This window comes from Streptomyces sp. YIM 121038 (assembly GCF_006088715.1).
Taxonomy (GTDB): domain Bacteria; phylum Actinomycetota; class Actinomycetes; order Streptomycetales; family Streptomycetaceae; genus Streptomyces.
The window spans coordinates 654255-673117 of the sequence record NZ_CP030772.1 but is presented as its reverse complement, the minus strand read 5'-3'; the positions used below and the strand labels follow the sequence as shown (position 1 = coordinate 673117).

The 18863-nt window shown below is 68.0% G+C and carries 16 protein-coding genes and 7 pseudogenes; 17 read left to right on the top strand and 6 right to left on the bottom strand.

The features are described 5' to 3' along the window. Positions 1 to 12 precede the first annotated feature (12 nt). From C9F11_RS45700 to C9F11_RS45690, 3 genes and pseudogenes are all read right to left on the bottom strand, one after another. A pseudogene (locus C9F11_RS45700) lies at positions 13 to 390 on the bottom strand (kelch repeat-containing protein); the annotation flags it as partial. A 242-nt stretch (positions 391 to 632) separates the two neighbouring features. Then, positions 633 to 1816: pseudogene (locus tag C9F11_RS45695) on the bottom strand (IS701 family transposase). Between the two features lie 218 nt (positions 1817 to 2034). Beyond that, the gene (locus C9F11_RS45690) at positions 2035 to 3270 is read right to left on the bottom strand and encodes an IS701 family transposase (RefSeq protein ID WP_249402407.1); all 1236 of its coding nucleotides are present in this window, start codon (positions 3268 to 3270) and stop codon (positions 2035 to 2037) included. Positions 3271 to 3582: 312 nt separating this feature from the next. Here C9F11_RS45690 and C9F11_RS45685 point away from each other — a divergent pair, with 312 nt between their 5' ends. The 10 genes from C9F11_RS45685 (at position 3583) to C9F11_RS45640 (ending at position 12556) form a co-directional block, all read left to right on the top strand. Then, a complete protein-coding gene (locus tag C9F11_RS45685) occupies positions 3583 to 4809 on the top strand; it encodes an IS701 family transposase (RefSeq protein ID WP_138968789.1) in 1227 nt (408 codons plus the stop codon). A 675-nt stretch (positions 4810 to 5484) separates the two neighbouring features. Continuing rightward, on the top strand, positions 5485 to 6186 hold the full coding sequence (locus C9F11_RS49835) for a DUF4158 domain-containing protein (protein ID WP_171076230.1): 702 nt from the start codon (positions 5485 to 5487) through the stop codon (positions 6184 to 6186). Beyond that, positions 6186 to 6982, top strand: a protein-coding gene (locus tag C9F11_RS45675) for an IS5 family transposase (RefSeq protein WP_171076261.1) whose coding sequence is annotated in 2 segments (ribosomal slippage) — positions 6186 to 6522 and positions 6522 to 6982 — 798 coding nt in all. Because the reading frame shifts where the segments join, the coding sequence is not laid out codon by codon here. Before C9F11_RS49835 ends, C9F11_RS45675 begins: the two co-directional genes overlap by 1 nt. 72 nt (positions 6983 to 7054) lie before the next feature. Then, complete coding sequence (locus C9F11_RS45670) at positions 7055 to 8500, top strand: IS701 family transposase (RefSeq protein WP_138968419.1); 1446 nt, start codon at positions 7055 to 7057, stop codon at positions 8498 to 8500. A 53-nt stretch (positions 8501 to 8553) separates the two neighbouring features. Next, positions 8554 to 9069, top strand: coding sequence for a winged helix-turn-helix domain-containing protein (locus C9F11_RS45665; protein ID WP_138968417.1), 516 nt, complete (start codon positions 8554 to 8556; stop codon positions 9067 to 9069). Further along, positions 9066 to 9641, top strand: a complete 576-nt coding sequence (locus C9F11_RS45660; RefSeq protein ID WP_138968161.1) for an IS630 family transposase — start codon at positions 9066 to 9068, stop codon at positions 9639 to 9641. Before C9F11_RS45665 ends, C9F11_RS45660 begins: the two co-directional genes overlap by 4 nt. 61 nt (positions 9642 to 9702) lie before the next feature. Continuing rightward, positions 9703 to 11046, top strand: coding sequence for an IS630 family transposase (locus C9F11_RS45655; protein ID WP_212767956.1), 1344 nt, complete (start codon positions 9703 to 9705; stop codon positions 11044 to 11046). 359 nt (positions 11047 to 11405) lie between these two features. Beyond that, positions 11406 to 11684, top strand: coding sequence for a DUF6211 family protein (locus C9F11_RS45650; protein ID WP_138968415.1), 279 nt, complete (start codon positions 11406 to 11408; stop codon positions 11682 to 11684). Positions 11685 to 11727: 43 nt separating this feature from the next. After that, entirely contained in the window at positions 11728 to 12381 is a 654-nt protein-coding gene (locus C9F11_RS45645) for a hypothetical protein (RefSeq protein WP_138968413.1), read from the top strand. Between the two features lies 1 nt (position 12382). Beyond that, entirely contained in the window at positions 12383 to 12556 is a 174-nt protein-coding gene (locus C9F11_RS45640; RefSeq protein WP_249402369.1) for a hypothetical protein, read from the top strand. A gap of 47 nt (positions 12557 to 12603) precedes the next feature. On the opposite strand, the gene C9F11_RS45635 is transcribed toward C9F11_RS45640, so the two are convergent. Continuing rightward, on the bottom strand, positions 12604 to 12819 hold the full coding sequence (locus C9F11_RS45635) for a hypothetical protein (protein ID WP_138968408.1): 216 nt from the start codon (positions 12817 to 12819) through the stop codon (positions 12604 to 12606). Positions 12820 to 12855: 36 nt separating this feature from the next. After that, positions 12856 to 13215, bottom strand: coding sequence for a hypothetical protein (locus C9F11_RS45630; RefSeq protein WP_138968406.1), 360 nt, complete (start codon positions 13213 to 13215; stop codon positions 12856 to 12858). Positions 13216 to 13696: 481 nt separating this feature from the next. On the opposite strand from C9F11_RS45630, the gene C9F11_RS49450 reads away from it, so the two are divergent. The 4 genes and pseudogenes from C9F11_RS49450 (at position 13697) to C9F11_RS45610 (ending at position 17048) form a co-directional block, all read left to right on the top strand. Next, the gene (locus C9F11_RS49450) at positions 13697 to 14707 is read left to right on the top strand and encodes an IS5 family transposase (RefSeq protein ID WP_138968404.1); all 1011 of its coding nucleotides are present in this window, start codon (positions 13697 to 13699) and stop codon (positions 14705 to 14707) included. 219 nt (positions 14708 to 14926) lie between these two features. Next, a pseudogene (locus tag C9F11_RS47965) lies at positions 14927 to 15025 on the top strand (IS5/IS1182 family transposase); the annotation flags it as partial. Positions 15026 to 15027: 2 nt separating this feature from the next. Beyond that, positions 15028 to 15246 (top strand): annotated as a pseudogene (locus C9F11_RS49445) (transposase); the annotation flags it as partial. A 155-nt stretch (positions 15247 to 15401) separates the two neighbouring features. Beyond that, a pseudogene (locus C9F11_RS45610) lies at positions 15402 to 17048 on the top strand (IS1182 family transposase). A gap of 45 nt (positions 17049 to 17093) precedes the next feature. On the opposite strand, the pseudogene C9F11_RS45605 reads toward C9F11_RS45610, so the two are convergent. Then, positions 17094 to 17588 (bottom strand): annotated as a pseudogene (locus tag C9F11_RS45605) (helix-turn-helix domain-containing protein); the annotation flags it as partial. Between the two features lie 50 nt (positions 17589 to 17638). Here C9F11_RS45605 and C9F11_RS49440 point away from each other — a divergent pair. From C9F11_RS49440 to C9F11_RS50055, 3 genes and pseudogenes are all read left to right on the top strand, one after another. Further along, positions 17639 to 17943, top strand: a pseudogene (locus tag C9F11_RS49440) (integrase core domain-containing protein); the annotation flags it as partial. Positions 17944 to 18014: 71 nt separating this feature from the next. After that, positions 18015 to 18143, top strand: coding sequence for a hypothetical protein (locus C9F11_RS50060; protein WP_346347488.1), 129 nt, complete (start codon positions 18015 to 18017; stop codon positions 18141 to 18143). Between the two features lie 2 nt (positions 18144 to 18145). Beyond that, on the top strand, positions 18146 to 18763 hold the full coding sequence (locus C9F11_RS50055) for a transposase (RefSeq protein WP_138968396.1): 618 nt from the start codon (positions 18146 to 18148) through the stop codon (positions 18761 to 18763). The last annotated feature ends 100 nt before the right edge of the window (positions 18764 to 18863 follow it).

The following is an 18863-nucleotide window of genomic DNA, read 5'->3' as shown; positions in this document are numbered from 1 at the left end:
CCAGTCGGGGCCGAGGGGGTCGGAGCCGAAGGCGGCGACCCGCCCGTCGGGCAGGAGCAGCGCCTCGGTGTGATAGTTGCGGCCCACCGCGGGGGCTGCCGCCCGGGTGAAGGTTTTGGTGGCGGGGTGGTAGATCTGCGCGCGCAGGATGTCGCTTCCGCCCCGGCTCCGGCCCGGGTAGCCACGACTGCCACCGGTCGTGAACAGCGTGCCGTCGGGGAGGATCACGCTGTTCGGGTAACGGCTCTTCTCCGGCAGTCGGGGGCCGGGCCTGAAGGCCGGCCGGGGGCCGTCCAGGTCCACGATCGCGGTGCGGGCCGTGGCCTTCGCGGACTCGCCCACTCCACCGCCGCCGAGCACCATGACCTTCTTGTCCTGGGCCAGCGGCAGCACGCCGGGCACGCGCCCCTTGTCAGCCGGGCCTTGGAAGTCCTTCTTATCGAGGCCCAGCTTGGTGGCGATGCCGTAGTACTGCAACGGTGCTTGCTGTGACGGGTGGGCAGTTTCTGGTGGTGTGTGGCCGCGTCGTTTGTAGTGGCTGCGGCGGGCTTGGTACTGCCTTTTCCGGCGCCAGCGGGACCAGTGCAGGATGCACTCGACGGATACGGGCCGGCGTTGGGTGAGGCGGTAGGTCAGGCGTCTGATCTCGGCGAGGCTGAGGTGGATGAGGTCGGAGGATCCGTTTCTGCTTTGTCCGTGTCGAGTTCGCGGGCCCGCAGGATGGTCAAGGTGGCGTGGGCGGCCATGGCCAGGGTCATGTGGCGGTGCCAGCCGGGGTAGCGGCGGACCTGGTAGTCGTCCAGCCGCACTCCTGCTTCGCGCTCTGGAAGCATTCCTCGATCGCCCATCTGCTGCCCGCGATGCGGATCAGGTCGTCGAGGGTGGTCCGGGCGGGGCAGTAGGCGATGTAGTAGGAGACCTCTCCAGGCCGGCTGACGCTGCGGCGCGCGAGGACCCAGTGGCGGCGGTCGGGCCGGTGCCAGGGCCTGACCTCGACGCGTGCCCAGTTGTAGATCCGTAGGCCGTGAGCCCCGCTGCCGCAGGACCGGCGCTTTCACTTCTGGCGGGGGAGCCTGGTGAACAGCTCGTGGACGGGGTGGTCGATCGCCCAGCGGGTGACGACGGTGTCGTGCCGGGTGGTGGCCATGACGTGGAAGACATCGGCCTGCTCCAGCTCAAAACGCCAGCCCTTGGAAAAGCCGTAGGCGGCATCCGCGGTCACCCACCGAAACGGAACCCGGTCCGCAATCGCGCGGCGGACCATTGCCTTGGCCATGGCCACCTTCGTCTCAAAGGCGACGTCGTCGTCGATGCCGGCCCGGCGGCAGCGTTCGCGGTCGTCCGTCCAGGAGGTGGGCAGATACAACCGCCGGTCGATGAGCGTGCGTCCTTGGCCGGTGGCGTAGGCGAGAAACACGCCGATCTGGGAGTTCTCGGTGCGTCCCGCGGTGCCGGAGTACTGCCGCTGGACCCCGGCCGAGCGGATGCCCTTCTTGAGGAAGCCGGTGTCATCAACGATCAGAATGGCGCCTTCGTCTCCGAGGTGCTCGACGACGTAGTCACGGACGTAGTCACGGACCTCGTCGGCATCCCACTCGATGCAGTTCAGCAGCCGGTGGATGCGATCGGGACCGCTATGCCCGGCCTCCTCCGCCAGTGTCCAGCCGTTCTTACGCTCCAGCGGAGCAACCAGCCCCCGCATATACGCCAGCGCCGACTGACACGGCTCCTCCCGGCTGAACCGATGCACGAACCGCTCATGCACCACCTCGAGCTCACCCGCCCACAACCTGACATCAGCAAGGTCTCCACCCATAACCACGCCAACGACCGAACTGGCCACCAATCACAGCAAGCACCGTTGCAGTACTAGTACTCCAGTTGCAGTTCGCTATTCCTGCTGTTCAGGAGCCTGTTTCCGAGTGTAGCGAGCTGACGTTCCGTCATGTTGCTGGAGTTCGTGATACCGGGTGCGTCGGTGATAGTGGCAGCGCATGGCGGTGGCCTGGTGTTGGCTGCGCCAGTGGGACCATCTCAGTGCGTGACCGGTGTGGCGAGGGCGGTGGTGGCCGGTGCCGCAAGTTGCCATGATCCTGCGGATTTCTGCCAGGCTGAGCGGGGCGAGGGGTGATCCGTTTCTGCGGCCCCCCTTTCGGTTCTGGCCTGGGCCGTCATGACGGCGAGGAAGGCGTGTGCGAGCATGGCGAGGGTGATGTGCCGGTACCAGCCCACGTAGCGGCGGACTTCGTACTCATCCAGGCCGCACTCGTTCTTCGCGTTCTGGAAGCAGGATTCGATGGACCAGCGGCTGCCGGCCACGGTGACCAGCTGGTCCGCGGTGGTGCCGGTGGGTGCGTGGGCGAGGTAGTAGGCGATCTCGTCGGGCCGGGCGATGCTGCGGCGGGCCATCACCCACCCGCGGTGGGAGGGCTCACCGCCGTCGAAGAACGGGACGGCCGGCAGCTGCGCGGCCGCCCAGTCGTAGACACGCGGGCCCTTGACGCCGTCTCCGCACGAGAGCCGTTCCCAGGCGTCATCGGGTGCGTCGACGACGAGCTGGTCGATGCGCCAGCATCCCGCAAGCGATTTGACCTGCTGCGATTTCGGCACGGCGACGACGTAACCGAGGCCAGCCTCCTCGATCATGCGGCGGAAGTGCCAGTCCTGGCCGTAGAGCGCGTCCGCGGTCACCCATGAGACGGGCAGTGGTGAGGACAGCGCCCTGGTGACCAGGGTTCGGGCCAGCTCGGTCTTGGTGGCGAAGCCGCGGTCGTCGGGCACCTTTGCCGCCCGGCACCGTTCGCGGTCGGATGTCCAGGACTTGGGCAGGTAGAGCTCCCGGTCCACCAGGGTGCGTCCCCGGGACGAGGTATAGGCGGCGAACACGGCGACTTGGCAGTTCTCGGTACGTCCTGCCGTGCCCGAGTACTGCCGTTGCACCCCGGCTGAGGTGTCGCCCTTCTTGAGGAAGCCCGTCTCGTCGCTCACGAGTACGCCGCCGTCCTCGCCGAGCCGTTCGGCGACGTATGCCTGCACGTCGTCGCGGATCTCATCCGCGTCCCACCGGGCCCGGTTCAGGAGGTTCTGGAGCCCATGTGGTGTGTTGTGACCTGCATGTTCTGCGAGTTGCCAGCTGTTCTTCCGGCCCACCGACCCCAGCAGCCCGTGCACATACGCGCGCATCCGCCGCCGCAGGTCGGCCCGGCCGAACCGGTGACCGACCCGCAGCAGCATCTCCTCCAGCTCCCTCGCCCAGACATCAGGCCGCACATCGTCTTGCATGATCAGCACAACAGCAATCACGCGCTGCCAGTCACGAACTCCAGCAACATGACGGAACGTCAGCTCGCTACACTCGGAAACAGGCTCCTGAACAGCAGGAATAGCGAACTGCAACTGGAGTACTAGTACTCCAGCAGCGGTTCGCTATCTGGCCTGGTCGAAGGCGTCGTCGGGAGTGTAGTGGTTTGGTCGTGGGTCGGGGGTGGTCTGGCCGGACCGCCCCTCCCACGTGTGGGTCAGGATTTGGCTGGCCGACTCCGGTGCCGACAGCCTTCCAAGGTGATCGACGAGCATGCGGACGTGACCTGGGAGCGGGAACTCGACACTCTCTTCTTGCGCATTGGCCACCGCTTCGGCCGCGCGGACCTGCGGCGTCGGATGCGGGACTATGTGCGGGGGCTTCTCGCTCCCGTCAGCCGTAAAAACGGCTGGCAGCTGGCCGAGTTCGCCGGGCACCACACCCCTGATGGCTTCCAGCGGCTGCTGAACGCGGCGAACTGGGATGCCGACGACGTCCGCGACGACCTTCAGGCATACGTCGCCGAGCACCTCGGCGTAGACGGCGGGGTGCTCGTCATCGATGACACCGGCTTCGTCAAGAAGGGCACCACCTCCGCCGGGGTGCAGCGTCAGTACTCCGGCACCGCCGGCCGCACCGAGAACTGCCAGATCGGCGTCTTCGCCGCCTACGCCACCACCCGCGGCCGCGCCCTGGTGGACCAGGAGCTCTACCTGCCCAAGTCCTGGACGGAGGACCGGGAACGCTGCCGGGCGGCGAAGGTCCCCGACGAACGAGGCTTCGCCACGAAGGGCGAGCTGGCCAAGCGCCTGGTGCTGCGTGCTCTGGCCTCGGATCTCCCTCTTGCGTGGGTGGCTGCGGACTCCGCCTACGGGCAGGAGGGACGCTTTCGTCGCCTGATCGAGCAGTCCGGCCTCGGCTACGTGCTCGCAGTGCCCAAGTCCCAGCAGGTCTTCGGCCCGCGCATCGACTACCTGTTTGCCCAGGCCCCCGGCGAGGCGTGGGAGACGATCTCGTGCGGTGACGGCGCCAAAGGACCAAGGCGCTACCACTGGGCGGCACTGGAGCTGCCCACGGTGGCCGAGTTCGACTGCCAGGGCGAGGCCCCCGTACGCCGACGCTGGGCACTGGCCCGCCGCAGCATCAGCAAGTCCCAGGAGATCGCCTACTTCCTCGCCTACGCACCGCGGGAGACCACAGTGGCCGACCTGGTGAGGATCGCCGGGATGCGCTGGCAGATCGAGGAGTGCTTCCAGGCGGCAAAGAACGAGTGCGGCCTGGACCAGTACGAGGTCCGCCGCTACGTCGGCTGGTTCCGGCACATCACCCTGGCCATGCTCGCTCACGCCTACCTCGCGGTCATGGCAGCCGACGCGGCGGGAAAGGGGGGTGCAGAAACGCTTCCGGCACCCTGGCTCCGCTCACCGTGGCAGAAGTCCGCCGGCTCCTGGCACTTCGCCTCGGCCCGAACCGCCAAACCGGGCGGCCGCTTCGCACGCACGCTCTGAACTGGTCTCGCTGGCGCCGCAGACACCAGGCCGTCTCCCGCCGCTGCCACTACCAGCGACGACTCCACACGTTGGAGGGGCGGTCCGGCCAGACCACCCCCGACCCACGACCAAACCACTACACTCCCGACGACGCCTTCGACCAGGCCAGATAGCGAACCGCTGCTGGAGTACTAGGCGCATCTTGGGGAACCGGCCGCGCCAGAGGAGGAACTTCAGCTGAACGGCGAAGCCCAACCTCGTGGCCCCGGTCTTGTTCCGTAACCATCCCGCCTCGTCGCCGGACAGGGTGAAGTGGTCCACCACCCCGTCCAGACCCAGATCCCGCCCCACTCCACAGCCCCTTCCGCCAACCCCGTACCTGGTATCGGGCTGGACAGTAGAGGCGGCGCTGTACACCAGGCGCGGAAATCCGGGAAACGCCCAGGCACGGCGGCCGCACCTGATAGAAGGCGCCCGGACGGGGCCCACAGTTTCCCGTCCTGGGGCCTGGAGCGTACGGCCTGTGTCAGGGAGTCGGAGGAGATACGTGTGAGACCCGCCACTTGATGACGTTAGGTTAGCTTTGCGTGCTGTGTGTAGTGATTGGTGTCGCTGCTGGGGCCGCCTGGGGTGGGAGTTTCCGGGGCGGTTACGGTGCACACATCCTGTTCGTGATCTTGTGGGGTGTGTGGCGTGGCGTCGGTGGAGCGGACGGCGTATCCGCGCTTCAAGCGGATCACGTCGGCGCGGGAGTTGCGGGAATTCTTCACGCCGTCCGTGGAGGAGGTGGGGTGGGCGGCGGAGCGTACGCACCACCGGCCGGGGCGGATGCTCACGTTGCTGGTGTTGTTGAAGTCCTGCGGGCGGCTGGGGCACTTCCCGGACCTGGAACAGGTGCCTGATGCGGTCACCGAGCAGGTACTCGCTGTCTTGGCGCTGGCGCCCGGGGTGCCGCTGGAGTCCGGCTCGTCCCGGTCGCAGGAGCGCTACCGCTCCTGGATCCGTGAACGTATCGGTCTGGTGCGGGATCCGGCGCGGGCGCGGGAGGTTGCGGCGGGGGCGATGGAGGCGGCGGCGCCGGTGCGGGCGCATGCGGCGGATCTGGTGAATGTGGCGCTGGAGGAGCTGGTACGGGCGCGGCTGGAGCTGCCGGGGTTCTCCACGCTGGACCGGATGGCGGCGTCGGTCCGGGCGCGGGTGGAAGGGGAGATCTGTGCGGGGATCGTGGGGCGGATGAGCGAGGCCACCCTCGCCCGGATCGCGAACCTGCTGGTGGTGCCGGCGGGTGAGCGGTGTAGTGGGTTCGATGTGATGAAGGAGCCGGGGCGGCGGGCGACGTGGTCGCGGTTTAGAGATCATCTCATTTGGGGTGCCGGTAGTCTGTCTGGGTGTTGATGGTTGAGTGGTTGGTGCCGGACGGGTTGTGGGAGTTGTTTCAGCGGGTGGTGCCGGAGGCGCCGTCGCGTCCGCAGGGCGGTGGGCGGCGTCGGTACGGGGGCCGTGAGGTGCTGGCGGCGATCCTCTTCGTGGCGACGGCGGGATGCGCGTGGTCGCAGGTCCCGGCGGTGTTCGGGCCGTCCGGGGTAACGGCGCACCGCCGGTTCATGGAGCGGGGCCGGCTGCGGGTGTGGGCGAAGCTGCACCGGCTGGTGCTGGATGGCCTCGGCGCCCGTGGCGAGCTGGACTGGTCGCGGTGCGCGATCGACTCGGTGAACATGCGCGCCCTGGAAAAGGGGACCTGAGGGGTCCGAATCCGTTGGACCGGGGCAAGTACGGCTCGAAGATCCACTTGATCACCGAGCGGACCGGCCTGCCCCTTCCGGCCGGTATCTCGGGCGCGAACCTCCATGACAGCCAGGCACTCGAACCGCTCGTCCGAGGCATCCCGCCCATCCGGTCCCGCCGCGGACCCCGCCGGCGCCGCCCCGCCAAACTGCATGCGGACAAGGCCTGCGACAACCGCCGCCTGCGGCAATGGCTCCGGTCCCGGCACATCACACCCCGCATCGCCCGCAAAGGCATCGAGTCCTCAGAACGACTCGGACGCCACCGCTGGACCATTGAGCGCACCATGTCCTGGCCCGCAGGATGCCGCCGACTCCACCGCCGCTACGAACGCAAAGCCATCCATTTCCCTGCCTTCGCCAGCATCGCCTGCACCCTCATCCGCTATCGCCGACTGGCCAAATGAGATGATCTCTTACCGGTAGTTCGTTGACTTGGGGGCAGGGCAGCGGTAGTCCGGATGGTGGGGGTGGTGACGATGACCGCTCGTCGCCCGTGTCCACCGGCGCCGGGACCGCTGGAGAGGTATGCCGCGTGCTTCGACGACCTGTTCGCCTCCCTGGCCCAACGGCGGGGATTCCGCGAGTACCTCACGGGCCTGCTGGCGCCGCGGGACCGGAACAAGACGCTGACCTGTCTGGCCGGTGCGGAACCGGTCGTCGGTGCCCGCAACCCGGCGGTGCAACGGTTGCAGTTCTTCCTGTCCGAGTCTGCCTGGGACGCCGGGCAAGTCAACAGCAGACGGCTTGAGTTGCTGCGCGAGCAGCCGGAAACCGCTCCGCACCCGGGCGGGGTCATCGTGATCGACGATTCCGGAGACCGCAAGGACGGCACGGCCACCGCCCACGTGGGCCGGCAGTGGCTGGGCCGGTACGGCAAGACAGACAACTGCATCGTCACAGTGACCACGGTATGGACCGATGGGCGGGTGTACTACCCGCTGCACGCCCAGCCCTACACCCCCGCCCACCACTTCCCGCGCGGCCGGCGTGATCCCGCCTTCCGCACCAAGCCGCAGATCGCCGCAGCTCTTACGGCCCGGGGCAAGGAGGCGGGCTTCGCGTGCCGGGCGGTGGTGGCCGACTGCGCCTACTCCGTCAGCGACGACTGGTATCTCGCGCTGCGCGAGGCCCGCCTGCCCTACGTGGTTCACCTCAAGCCGCACCGCGGCACCTGGGCACCCGCCCACCAGCCGCACACCCCCGTCGACGCCGCCAGCGCCCTGGCCTGGCACGACCCCGAACACCCCGGCGACTGGACACCGGTTGAGCGCCACTTCCGCGACGGGCACACCGAGACCTGGTGGGCCGCCGACGCCCGCCTGAGCGGCTGGGGACCCCATAACCGGGTACGGCTGGTCGTGGCCACCACCGACCCGGCCACCCTGCCGCCCAAGGCCACCTGGTACCTGGCCACCAACCTGCCCCACCCCGACGCACCCCACGCCGCCACCGACCCCCACCCGCCCGCCGACCTCGCCGAGATCGTCCGGCTGTACGGGTTGCGGCCCTGGATCGAGCAGAGCTACAAACAGATCAAGGACGAGCTCGGGTGGGCCGACTTCCAGGTCCGGTCCGCCCGCGCTATCGCACGTCACCAGACCCTGGTGAACTGCGCGTTCTCCTTCTGCTGGGACCAATGGTTCGCCCCACCCGGACCCGTGGACACCACCGCTCCCGACCCCTGCCCCGACGACCGGGCAGAGAGGGGGCACCCCCATGCCCCACCAGCCCCAACTGCCCTGCTGGCCCAGGGCTTTACGCGCCATCCGGGCCTGGCTCACCCCCGCCACCACCCTGCAACGCTGGTGGCAGGCCTGGACCGACAAGGACCCACCCGCTCACCTCCAGTCCCTGATCGACGCGGTCACCACCGGCAAACCCCTCGACCTCTACCGCCGGATTTAACGAACTACCGTTACTGAGTTTTTCGTTGGTTCTGTGAGTGCAGGGGCTTCGGCGGTGTGAGCATGCTGGTGTGTCTTCCGAGTCGCAGGCTGTTGTTTCCGATGTCTCCGTTCTGCCTTTGACGCGGCCGCAGTTGGCCGAGGCCCGTCGCATGCGCGCGGTCGAGTTGTTCGAACTGGGACGTTCTACATCCGAGGTCGCGCGGATGGTGGGGATGCATCCCGAGAGCGTGCGCCGGTGGAGACGCCTGTGGGAGCAGGGTGGAGCTCAAGCTCTGCGGCGGCGGCCTGCCACCGGCCGGCCGCCCAAGCTGGATGACCCCCAAGTCGGGCTGGTGCGGGCCGCGTTGGAACAAGGCGCCCAGGCGCACGGGTTCGAGGCGGATCTGTGGACCCTGGAACGGGTCGGCGTGCTGGTGGAGCGGGTGACCGGGGTGAGGCTGGCCCGGGCATCCGTGTGGCGGCTGCTGACCGGGCGGCTGGGGTGGAGTCTGCAGCGTCCCCGACGTCAGGCCGTCGAGCGGGACGAGCCCGAGATCGCCCGATGGGTCGCCAAGGAGTGGCCACGCATCAAAAAGGGGCGGTGAAGAAACGTGCCTGGATCGTATTCTTCGACGAATCAGGCGTGTCGCTGCTGCCCCAGGTACGCCGCACCTACGCACCCCGCGGGCACACTCCCATCCTGCGGCACCGGCTGAACTGGAAGCGCGCCGGGATGGCCGCCGCGCTGGGCTACCACGCCGCGGACCCCGAACGCGGCCCGCGAATGTGCTTCCACCTCAAACCCGGCAGCTGCAACACCACTTCCTTGAACGAGGTGCTGGAACAGGTCAAGGCCTTCTACGCTGGCGAATCGGTGGTGTTGGTGTGGGACGGACTGTCGGCCCACCGGAGTCGGGACATGCGGGCCTGGGCGGCCGAACAGGACTGGTTGACCCTGGAGCGGCTACCGGCCTACGCACCCGAACTCAACCCGGTGGAACTGCTGTGGTCGGCCATCAAGACCCGCGAGCTGGCCAACCTCGCCGGCGACCACCTCGCCGACATCGCCGACGCCGCCGAAAGCGGCATCCACCGGATCTGCTCCAACGAACAACTCCCGTGGTCCTTCCTCACCCATACCGGACTAACACTCCACCCCAAACCACCACAGAACTAACGAAAAACTCAGTAGTGTGATGCGCCAGAAATCCCGAGGGTTAGTAAGTACCCTGCTTGGTATGTCGCATCCGGGGCCTTCCGCGGTGGAGATCACGATGTCCGAGGACGAGCGTGTCGAGTTGCTGCGGCGGGCGGGGTCGCCGGATCGGCGGCCCGCCGAGCGGGCCCGGATCATCCTGGCGTGTGCCGATGGGATGTCGAATGCGGGCGCCGCGCGGGCCGTTGGCGTTGCGCTCAAGACGGTACGGAAGTGGCGCGGGGCCTTCGCGATGGAGCGGATGGCCGGGCTCGAGGACACCGGCCCGATCGGTCGGCCGAAGGCCGACCTGGTCCTGAGCGAGGGTGAACGGGATCAGCTCATCCGGTGGGAGAGGCGGGCGAGGACCGCCCAGTACCTGGCGCTGCGCGCAAGAATCGTGCTCCGCTGCGCGGAGGGCGGCACGAACCGACAGGCCGCGACCGACCTCGGCGTCGACGAATCGACGGTGGAACGCTGGCGGGCCCGGTTCATCGTCAAACGTCTTGACGGTCTGTCCGATGAGGCCCGGGTGGGCCGGCCGCCCTCGATCCTCCTCGACCGGGTCGAGGACGTCATCGTGGCGACTTTGGAGTCCAGCCCCGGCAAGGACACCCACTGGTCACGGGCTTCGATGGCGAAGCACTCGGGACTGTCCAAGTCGACGATCGGGCGGATCTGGAAGCGGTTCGACCTCAAGCCGCACCTTCAGGATTCCTTCAAGCTCTCCACCGATCCACAGTTCGTCGCGAAGGTCGTCGATGTAGTCGGGCTGTACCACCACCCGCCGGAGAAGGCGGTGGTGCTGTGCGTCGACGAGAAGTCCCAGATCCAGGCGCTGGACCGGTCACAACTGGTGCTGCCGATAATGCCGGGCATGCCCGAGCGGCGTACCCACGACTACTACAGGCACGGCATCACCAGCCTGTTCGCCGCCTTCAACATCGCCGACGGCACCGTCATATCGGCACTGCACCGCCGCCACCGGGCCATCGAGTTCAAGAAGTTCCTGATCCGGATCGACAAGGCGGTGCCGGCCGACCTCGACGTCCATCTGGTCTGTGACAACTACGCCACCCACAACACCGCCGAGATCAAGGCGTGGCTGGGCAAACACCCCCGCTTCCACGTCCACTTCACCCCCACCGGCTCCTCCTGGATGAACCAAGTCGAGCGGTGGTTCGGCCTGCTGACCGACAAACTCATCCGCCGGGGCGTCCACACGTCGGTGAAGGCCCTGGAGGACGACATCACCGCGTGGATCGACACCTGGAACGAGAACCCGCGGCCCTTCACCTGGACCAAGACCGCCGACGAGATCCTCAACTCCCTCGCCGACTACCTCGCCAAGGTCGGAGCCAACACTCACAAACCCGAGCAGAACTAACCCTCGGGATTTCTGGCGCAGGACACCAGTGGTCTGGGCCCGCCACCGAACCGACCTCCACCAGCTGCCGCACAGCCGCCGCTCCCGGTACGAACTCCGTGTCCGGAAGCTCATCAGGACAAGGCGTTCGAAAGCAACGGCCAGGGGGCGTTCTTCTGAACCTTCAAGGCGACCTTCGGGCGCGTCTCCCACCCCCATCAAGAAAGGTGGTTTAAATCCATCGCTGAGACGGGGAGGGTAACCCCCTCTCGGCACCGGCGCGCCACCGCGTCCGGCTCACCAGACATGAAGCGACGGCCAGCGCACAAGGGCAACAAGGCGCTGGCCGTCAATGTTCTCTCACCAGAAAGAACCCCACCATGCTAAGCGACCCGCACCCCGACCGTCCCCGCCCCGGAGACATCGCCCAGCTCAGAGCCGGTAACAGCATCGACGCGGAGCCAGGTGACGCTTTCGTCATCGCCGAGGACGTTCCACCCGGCATCGAGCGCGTCGTCCTCAACCTTCCCGTCGGCCACCCGAACCGCGAGGACTGGGCCGCGGCCATCTCGGAACGCGAGGTCGCCAGCCTGACCAGGTTGGGCTCCGCAGGCGCCCGGACATGGTCGCCCGCCGCCGACCCGGAGGCCGACACATGATCCCGCCGGTCACCAGCCATCCCCAGCACGAACAGGAGACCCCGTGCACCGCGACAACGGCCGCACGCTCTACTCACGCGCCGATCTACAGAAGGTCCACGGCCTGAGCGAATCCACCCTCCAGAACCTCTGGACCGACCGTGCCAACAACGGCCACCCGGACAACGAGGTCACCGACGGCGTCATGCACTGGGACGGCACGGCCTGGGTGGTCTGGTACAAAGAGCTCCAGCGGCAGCGCGCCGCCGCCGTCACCACCAACACCCCGAACCTCACCGACGACCCGGACGAGGAAGTGGGCCCCGCCGAAACAGCACGCGTCTGCGGATTCGCCGACAGCGCCACCGTCTCCCACTACGTCAAGAACCCGCCCGAGGGCTGGCCTGCCCCCGACGACTACGACATGCTGCCCAGCGGTCGCCAGCGGCCGAAGTGGAAGCGGTGGAAGCTCTGGCAGTACGTCGCGAACCGCAAAGGGCGCGGCCACGCCGGCGGACGGCCCAAGGGCCGTCGCGGACTGGCCTACCCCTACCAGGGGGACGAGCGGCTCGCGCTCGCGCGCAAGGCCATCACGGCGAACCCGGGAGCGACGAACGCTGAGCTGATCCCCCAGCTCCAGCTCCAGACCGAGAAGACGTACTCCCGTCCGACCTGGAACCTGATCTTGAAGTCGGCCCGTGAACACCCCGAGGAGTGACGTGGCCGAAGACCGCTGCCCCCGCTGCGGCGGACCGCTCGGCGAGCGGCCCGCCCGCTCACGTCTCACCATCGCCAGGGCCGTCATGATCTGCACGGCGTGCGGAACCGACGAGGCAATCCGCGAGGCGAACAGTCAGGCTCCCGTGCCGTTCGACGAGTGGCCCATGAGCTGAGCAGCTTGCTGAACCAGAGGCCGCCAACCGGAGGTTGGCGGCCTCACTCAGGACCGCGGCACTCCAGGTGCGCGTTTGACGTCGTCTTCCTCGGTGAGAAAGCGACGAAGCCGGTACCGCAGCGCCGCAGCAGCCCTGGACTGCAGCTGACCCAGCCACGTGTGGAGTCGGCGGGCACCCCGCCGGAGCTTGGTGCCGTACCAGCTCACCACGCGCGGAATTGAGATCGCGGCGAAGGCGACCAGTAGGTAGGTGGCGTTCACGTTCATCCTCATGCAGGGCCGCGGCCCGCACGGGGGCTACGCGGCGATGGCCAGTGCCTTCTGGGAGGGGGATGGCCGGGAGGAGGGTGCTCCGGGAACGATCGGCACTGCCAGCCGCAGGATGCCGCACGGCGACGCGGCATGGGGTGGGACAGGGCCGAAGAACGCGTAGTGATCGACTGAGGCCAGATCCACGTCGGCGGCGGCACGTTGTGTGATGGCCAGCCACGCGTTCGCCGCTTGCCTCAAGAACCGGAGGACCGCCTGAGCCGTACGCGACTTAGAGCCCCACAGTGCGAACCCGACAGGAATCTGGATGAGGCGGCAGAACTCGTCCAGGGCGTAGACCGGCTGACCAGCGAGTCCGTACGCAAGGCCAGAAGTGATGCCGGGCATCGCGGTGTCCTGCTCCAGACGACGGAGCAGGGCACTGGCGGGTTCCGGGTTTGAGAACCCTTCGCGAATCCGGGTAGCGAGGGTGTGATCTGGACTGTTGTGCGAGGTGGTCCGGGCGGCGAGAGTTCGCGGCATGGCGACGGGACCTGGTTCTGGCGTGAGGGGTCTCTACTTCCTCAACACGCGGGATCCGAGGTCCCGTTGGTGCGCGTCAGTACATCCGAGTCGTCGGTGTCGGGCAAGTCGGCTGGTCACGACTGTGACTGCCTGGCGCATCGGGCGGGGAACGCAGCCGACGGCACTCAGCGTGAGCGTGTGTACTCCTCGGATCTGAACCGGCGGCAGTGGCGGGTGGTCCGGGCACTGATTCCGGTGCCGGCGTGGTTGCGGGGGCGGGGCGGGCGGCCGGAAGGCTATTGCCACCGGGTCATGATCGACGCGGTGTTGTACCTGGTGAACATCGGGGTCAAGTGGGAGCGAGGTGCCGGTGGACTTCGCGGCGTGGAAGGCGGTCTATCGCTTCTTCCGCCGTTGGCAGCAGTGCGGATTCCCCGACTGTCTGCATGACGCGCTGCGCGAGCTGGCCCGCAAGGCGGCGGGGAAGAAGGCGCGGCCGACGGCCGCGATCGTGGACTCTCAGAGCGTGAAGGCGTCCTGGCACGTCGCCGCGGAGCCCCGCGCCTTCAATGGCGGGAAGAAGGTCACGGGCCGTAAGCGGCACCTGGTGGCGGACACCCTCGGCCTGCTCCTCGTGGTGCCGGTGACCACGGCCGACCTGCAGGACCGGGACGTGGCCGTGCCCCTGCTTGCGCGACTGCGCCGCGGCTTCGCCACGGTTCGCAAGGTGTGGACTGAGGGCGGATACACCGGCTCGCTGACCCAATGGGCCGCCGCGAAGCTGGGGCTGGACGTCGAGATTGTCCGCCGTCCCGACGAGGCGAAGGGGTTCGTCTTGCTCAGGCGCGGGTGGATCGTGGAGCGCACACTCGCGTGGTTGGTCAACTCCCGCCGCCTGGCGAGGGATTACGAGTACCTGCCCCTCGTGCACGAGGCGATGGTGAAGCGGGCGATGATCCGCATCATGGCCCGCCGCGTCACCGCCGGAACTCAGGCCGAGGACGTCCCGGCCCAGGCACAGACACCGCGGCTCACCAGCCGCAGCCAGCCCTTCTGCGTCAGACGCTGCAGCCGGTTCCGCACGTTCTGCCGCGAGCTGTCGGTGTCCGGCCGGCCCAGCAGCCGGTGCACCTCGATGACCCGGATCCCCGCCGGCCCGGCCTCCCTCACCACCGAGGCGATCTTTAGGCAGTCCCGCGGCAGCTGCGCAAGATCGGCTTCCGGGCGCCACTTGGAGACCACGGCCTGCTCGGCCGAAGCCTCCGGCACGCCGCCCTCCGGCACCTGGCCGGCCTGCTCCCGCACCACCGCATCAGCCCCGGCCGCGATCTCCCGCGCAGCCCGCAGACGCACCAACCGCCCCTGCACTGCCTGAAGTCCCCGCTCAGCCGCCTCGACGACCTCCCGCGCGGCCCGCACTTCCGACTCAGCCTCGGCCAGCCACTCATCGACGACCTTGTCACGCGTCAGCTGCGACACGAACCGATCTCCCTGTCAGCCGGGGACATGAACGGCACCGAACCTGCCCCGCCCATCCCTCCCCAGCCAAAACGATCAAGAGACCGCTTCAAGGTCACCGGATTCGAGAACGGTTCTCAAAGGCTGGCGCCTCCTGCGGAAACTCCGCCGCAGCACCAACCGCATCACCGACGTCGTGAAGGCCGCCCTCATCCTCCACCAGGCATCAGCGTGAGGTTGGAAAACGCTCACTGCCCTGCCGAGTTCAAGGCGGACGCGGTCGCGTTGTACCGGTCCCGTCCGGGAGCGACGATCAAGTCGGTCGCCGCCGGCCTGGGAGTGAACGCCGCGACGCTGCGCAACTGGATCCGGGCCTCCGGCGGGCGCCGCTCCAGGAAAAGGATCCGTGAGCTGGAGGAAGAGCGCGACATCCTCCGCAAGGCGGCCCGGCAATTCGCGATGGAGGCACGCTGGTGAACCGCTGCCAGTTCGTTGAAGGTCATGTCCCCCAGTGGACACCGTTGGTGAATTCAGCGGCGGCCTTCACGTGCTGTTGTCGTGGCGGGATGATGGCCGGAGCGGCGTGGGGGCGCGAGCGTGAGGTGATCAACGTGTCGCTGCGTCCACGTCTGCCGGGCGAGGTTCCGGCCCGGACCGCCGAGGTGGCCCGGCTAGCGTTCCCGAAGGGCTGTCTGTGCATGCGGATCCGGGAGGCGCTCGGGCCGCTGTTCGCCGACAAGGACTTCGTGGATCTGTTCCCGCAGCGAGGTCGACCCGCCTGGCCGCCCCACCAGTTGGCGATCGTTTCGGTGCTCCAGTTCGCGGAGGGCCTGTCGGACCGCCAGACGGCGGCTGCCCTGCGTGGACGCATCGACTGGAAGTTTCTTCTGGGGCTGGAACTGACCGATCCCGGATTCGACCATTCCGTGCTGAGCGAGTTCCGGGACCGTCTGGTGAATGACCGGGTACCACAGCGGGTGCTGGACCTGGTCCTGGACCGGCTGCGGGAGGCCGGTCTGCTGCCGCGCCCCGGCGGCCAGCGCACCGATTCCACGCATGTCCTGGCTGCGGTGCGACGGCTGAACCGCCTGGAGAACACCGCGGAACACCTGCGCGCCGCCCTGAACGCGCTGGCCGCCGCGGCTCCCGACTGGCTGCTGGGGACTGCGCCGGCCGACTGGTTCGACCGCTACCAGCGGCGCATCGAGGACTATCGCCTGCCTCGCGGCGAGGGCCCGCGCACGCAGTACATGGAGCAGACCGGCCAGGACGGCATCCGGCTGCTGACCGCGATCCACGATCCCGGCGCCCCGTCGTGGCTGCGGCAGATCCCGGCCGTTGAGGCCCTGCGTCGCTACTGGGTCCAGGAGTTCTTCATCACGCAGGACCGGGTGCGGATGCGCGCCCCGAAGGACATGCCGCCCTCCCATGACCGCATCGAGTCCCCCTACGACGGCGAGGCCCGCTACTGCGTCAAGAACGCCACCGAATGGACCGGCTACAAGGTCCATCTGACCGAGACCTGCGACGCGCACTCCCCGCACCTGATCACGCATGTCGTTACGACCGAGGCCACCGTCACCGATGTCGAGGTGACCGAGTCGGTTCACGCCACTCTCGATGGGGCCGGACTGCTGGCCGGGGAGCACTTCGTCGACCGGGGCTATGTCAGCGCCAAACTGCTGGCCACCAGCGTCTCCAGCCACGGCGTGGAACTGACCGGCCCGATCCGCCACGACATCACCTGGCAGGGCAGGGCCAACGAGGGCTTCTCCATCGACGGCTTCCTCATCGACTGGGACACCCGCACGGCCGTCTGCCCGCAAGGGCACCGCAGCGTCCGCTGGAAACCCCACCAGCAGCGGCCCGGCTACTGGCAGTCCGACGTGTTCTTCGCCCGCCACGACTGCGCCGCCTGCCCGGTACGGTCGAAATGCACCCGCTCGAAGACCGAGCCACGCAAACTCTCCCTGGCCCCGCGCGAGGAACACGAAGCGATCCGCGCCAGGCGACAGCTCCAGGAAACCGACCAGTGGCGGAGCCACTAAGCCACCCGAGCCGGCGTCGAAGGCACCCTCGCCCAGGGGTTACGCCGCTGCGGCCTGCGCAGAAGCCGCTTCACCGGCCTGCACAAGACCCGCCTCCAGCACGTACTCACCGCCACCGCCCTCAACCTCATCCGCACGGACGCCTGGCTGACCCAGACCCCACTCGCCAAGACCCGAACCTCACGCTTCACGCGCCTTCGCCCCGCATGAGACACCGCCGAATTCGCCAACGGTGTCCCCAGTGGGACACCATCCCAGCCGATCCTGCACGTAGCCACGCAGACGCTGGCTGGCCACCAGCTTCGCAGTCTCCGGCCACCGCGCACGCCGCTCAGCACGCCACTGCGCCAGCGAGGCCCGGTACTCCACGTGGCAGCTCCGGGCCGAGGCATTGCGCCGCAGCTCCCGTGAGACCGCCGAGGGCGAACGCCCCAGACACCGCGCGATCGCACGGACGCCCAGGTCCCGGACCCGCAGCAGAGCGATCTCCTCCCACTCGGCGAACGACGGATATCGGCCCGGGACAGTCGGCGCAAGACACGGATCCACCCCGCCAGCATGCCGAAACCACCGCGACCCCACGGCCGGGGAGACCCCGATCGCGGCCACCGCGTCCACCGAGCTCAGCCCTCGCGCAATCGCCTGCCAGAACCCGACCCGGTCCTCACACCAGGCCACACCCGGCCGACCCGGCAAAGGCACCCGCCCGCGATACTCCCGCGCCGCCCCCTGCCGATTCCCCACACCCAACCGCAAACCCCCAGCTCACAGAGGTGTTACGACGATCAGATGAATCCGCCCAATACGCGAGGGTGCGCTTCACCGAGCACCTGCACATCGAGGGCATCCGCCCGTCGATCGGCAGCGTCGGAGATGCTTACGACAACGCGCTGATGGAGACAATCAACGGCCTCTACAAAGGCGAGCGCATACACACGAAGGTCTTCCACGACGGACCCTGGCGGACCGTCGCCGACGTCGAGTACGCCACAGCCTCGTAGGTCGAGTGGTACAACAACCGCCGCCTGCATTCCAGTTTGGCATGATCAGCCCCACCGAGTACGAGGCAGCACACTACGCTGACACAAAACCAGTGGCCGACTGATCACCGGCCCGCAAGCCACCGGCAGGTCATCGACAAGCCACTGCCCAACAGCGAGCCCGAAGATGCGGACCATGCTTGACAAGAAGTGCCACCGCGTGCTCGTGGCGGTCGACCAGCCCGCCTCGATCGGCGCCCTGCCGCTGGCCGTGACCCGGCCCGCGACGCAGGCAGTGGTGAAGCCGCCCATCTTCCGGGACTGACCATGCGGCGGACCACCGACCTCTACCCCGGTGAGGGCAAGACCGGCGTCCGCGACGCGGCAATCATCGCGGACGCCGCCCGCACCATGTCCCACGCACTCCACCCCATCGAGTTGGCGAATGAGGCCGTCACCGAACTCCACATTATCGTCGGGTTCGACGACGGCCTCGTAGGCGAGGCCACCCGCGTCACCAACCGGCTCCGTAGCCTGCTCGCCCAGATCCACCCGCACCTGAAACGAGGTCTGGGCCCACGCATCCAGTATTCGACCGTGCTCACGCTGCTGGAACAGTTCAGCTCGCCCACGGGAATCCACAAGGCCGACCGGCGGCGCCTGGTCACCCTGTCCCGATCGAAGGCCCTACAGAGGGTCGAGTGGCTGGTCGCCGACATCTTCATGTGTCATCCCTCCTCCATAGACGCACTCGCGAGCATGTGTGTGCAACATCGGCGGGATGACACATGCCAGCAAGGAGCGCTACCTCGCGCCTCTTTACATGGAACGTCCTCGGCATGCGGCATCCACCGCGAGGGCCACAAACGGGCCTGGCGGCCCTCCACTCGTGTCCTCGTGTCCCGCTTTGTAGCCCGCCCTGTGTTCCAGAATGCGCCTTTGTGAAGTATGTCTTGAACGGCTCCACCAGTGAGGGCACAGGGGGATGACTATCTCCCGTCAGGCGTCACTCTGGCACTTCGCGCACTGGCAGCACGTCACATGA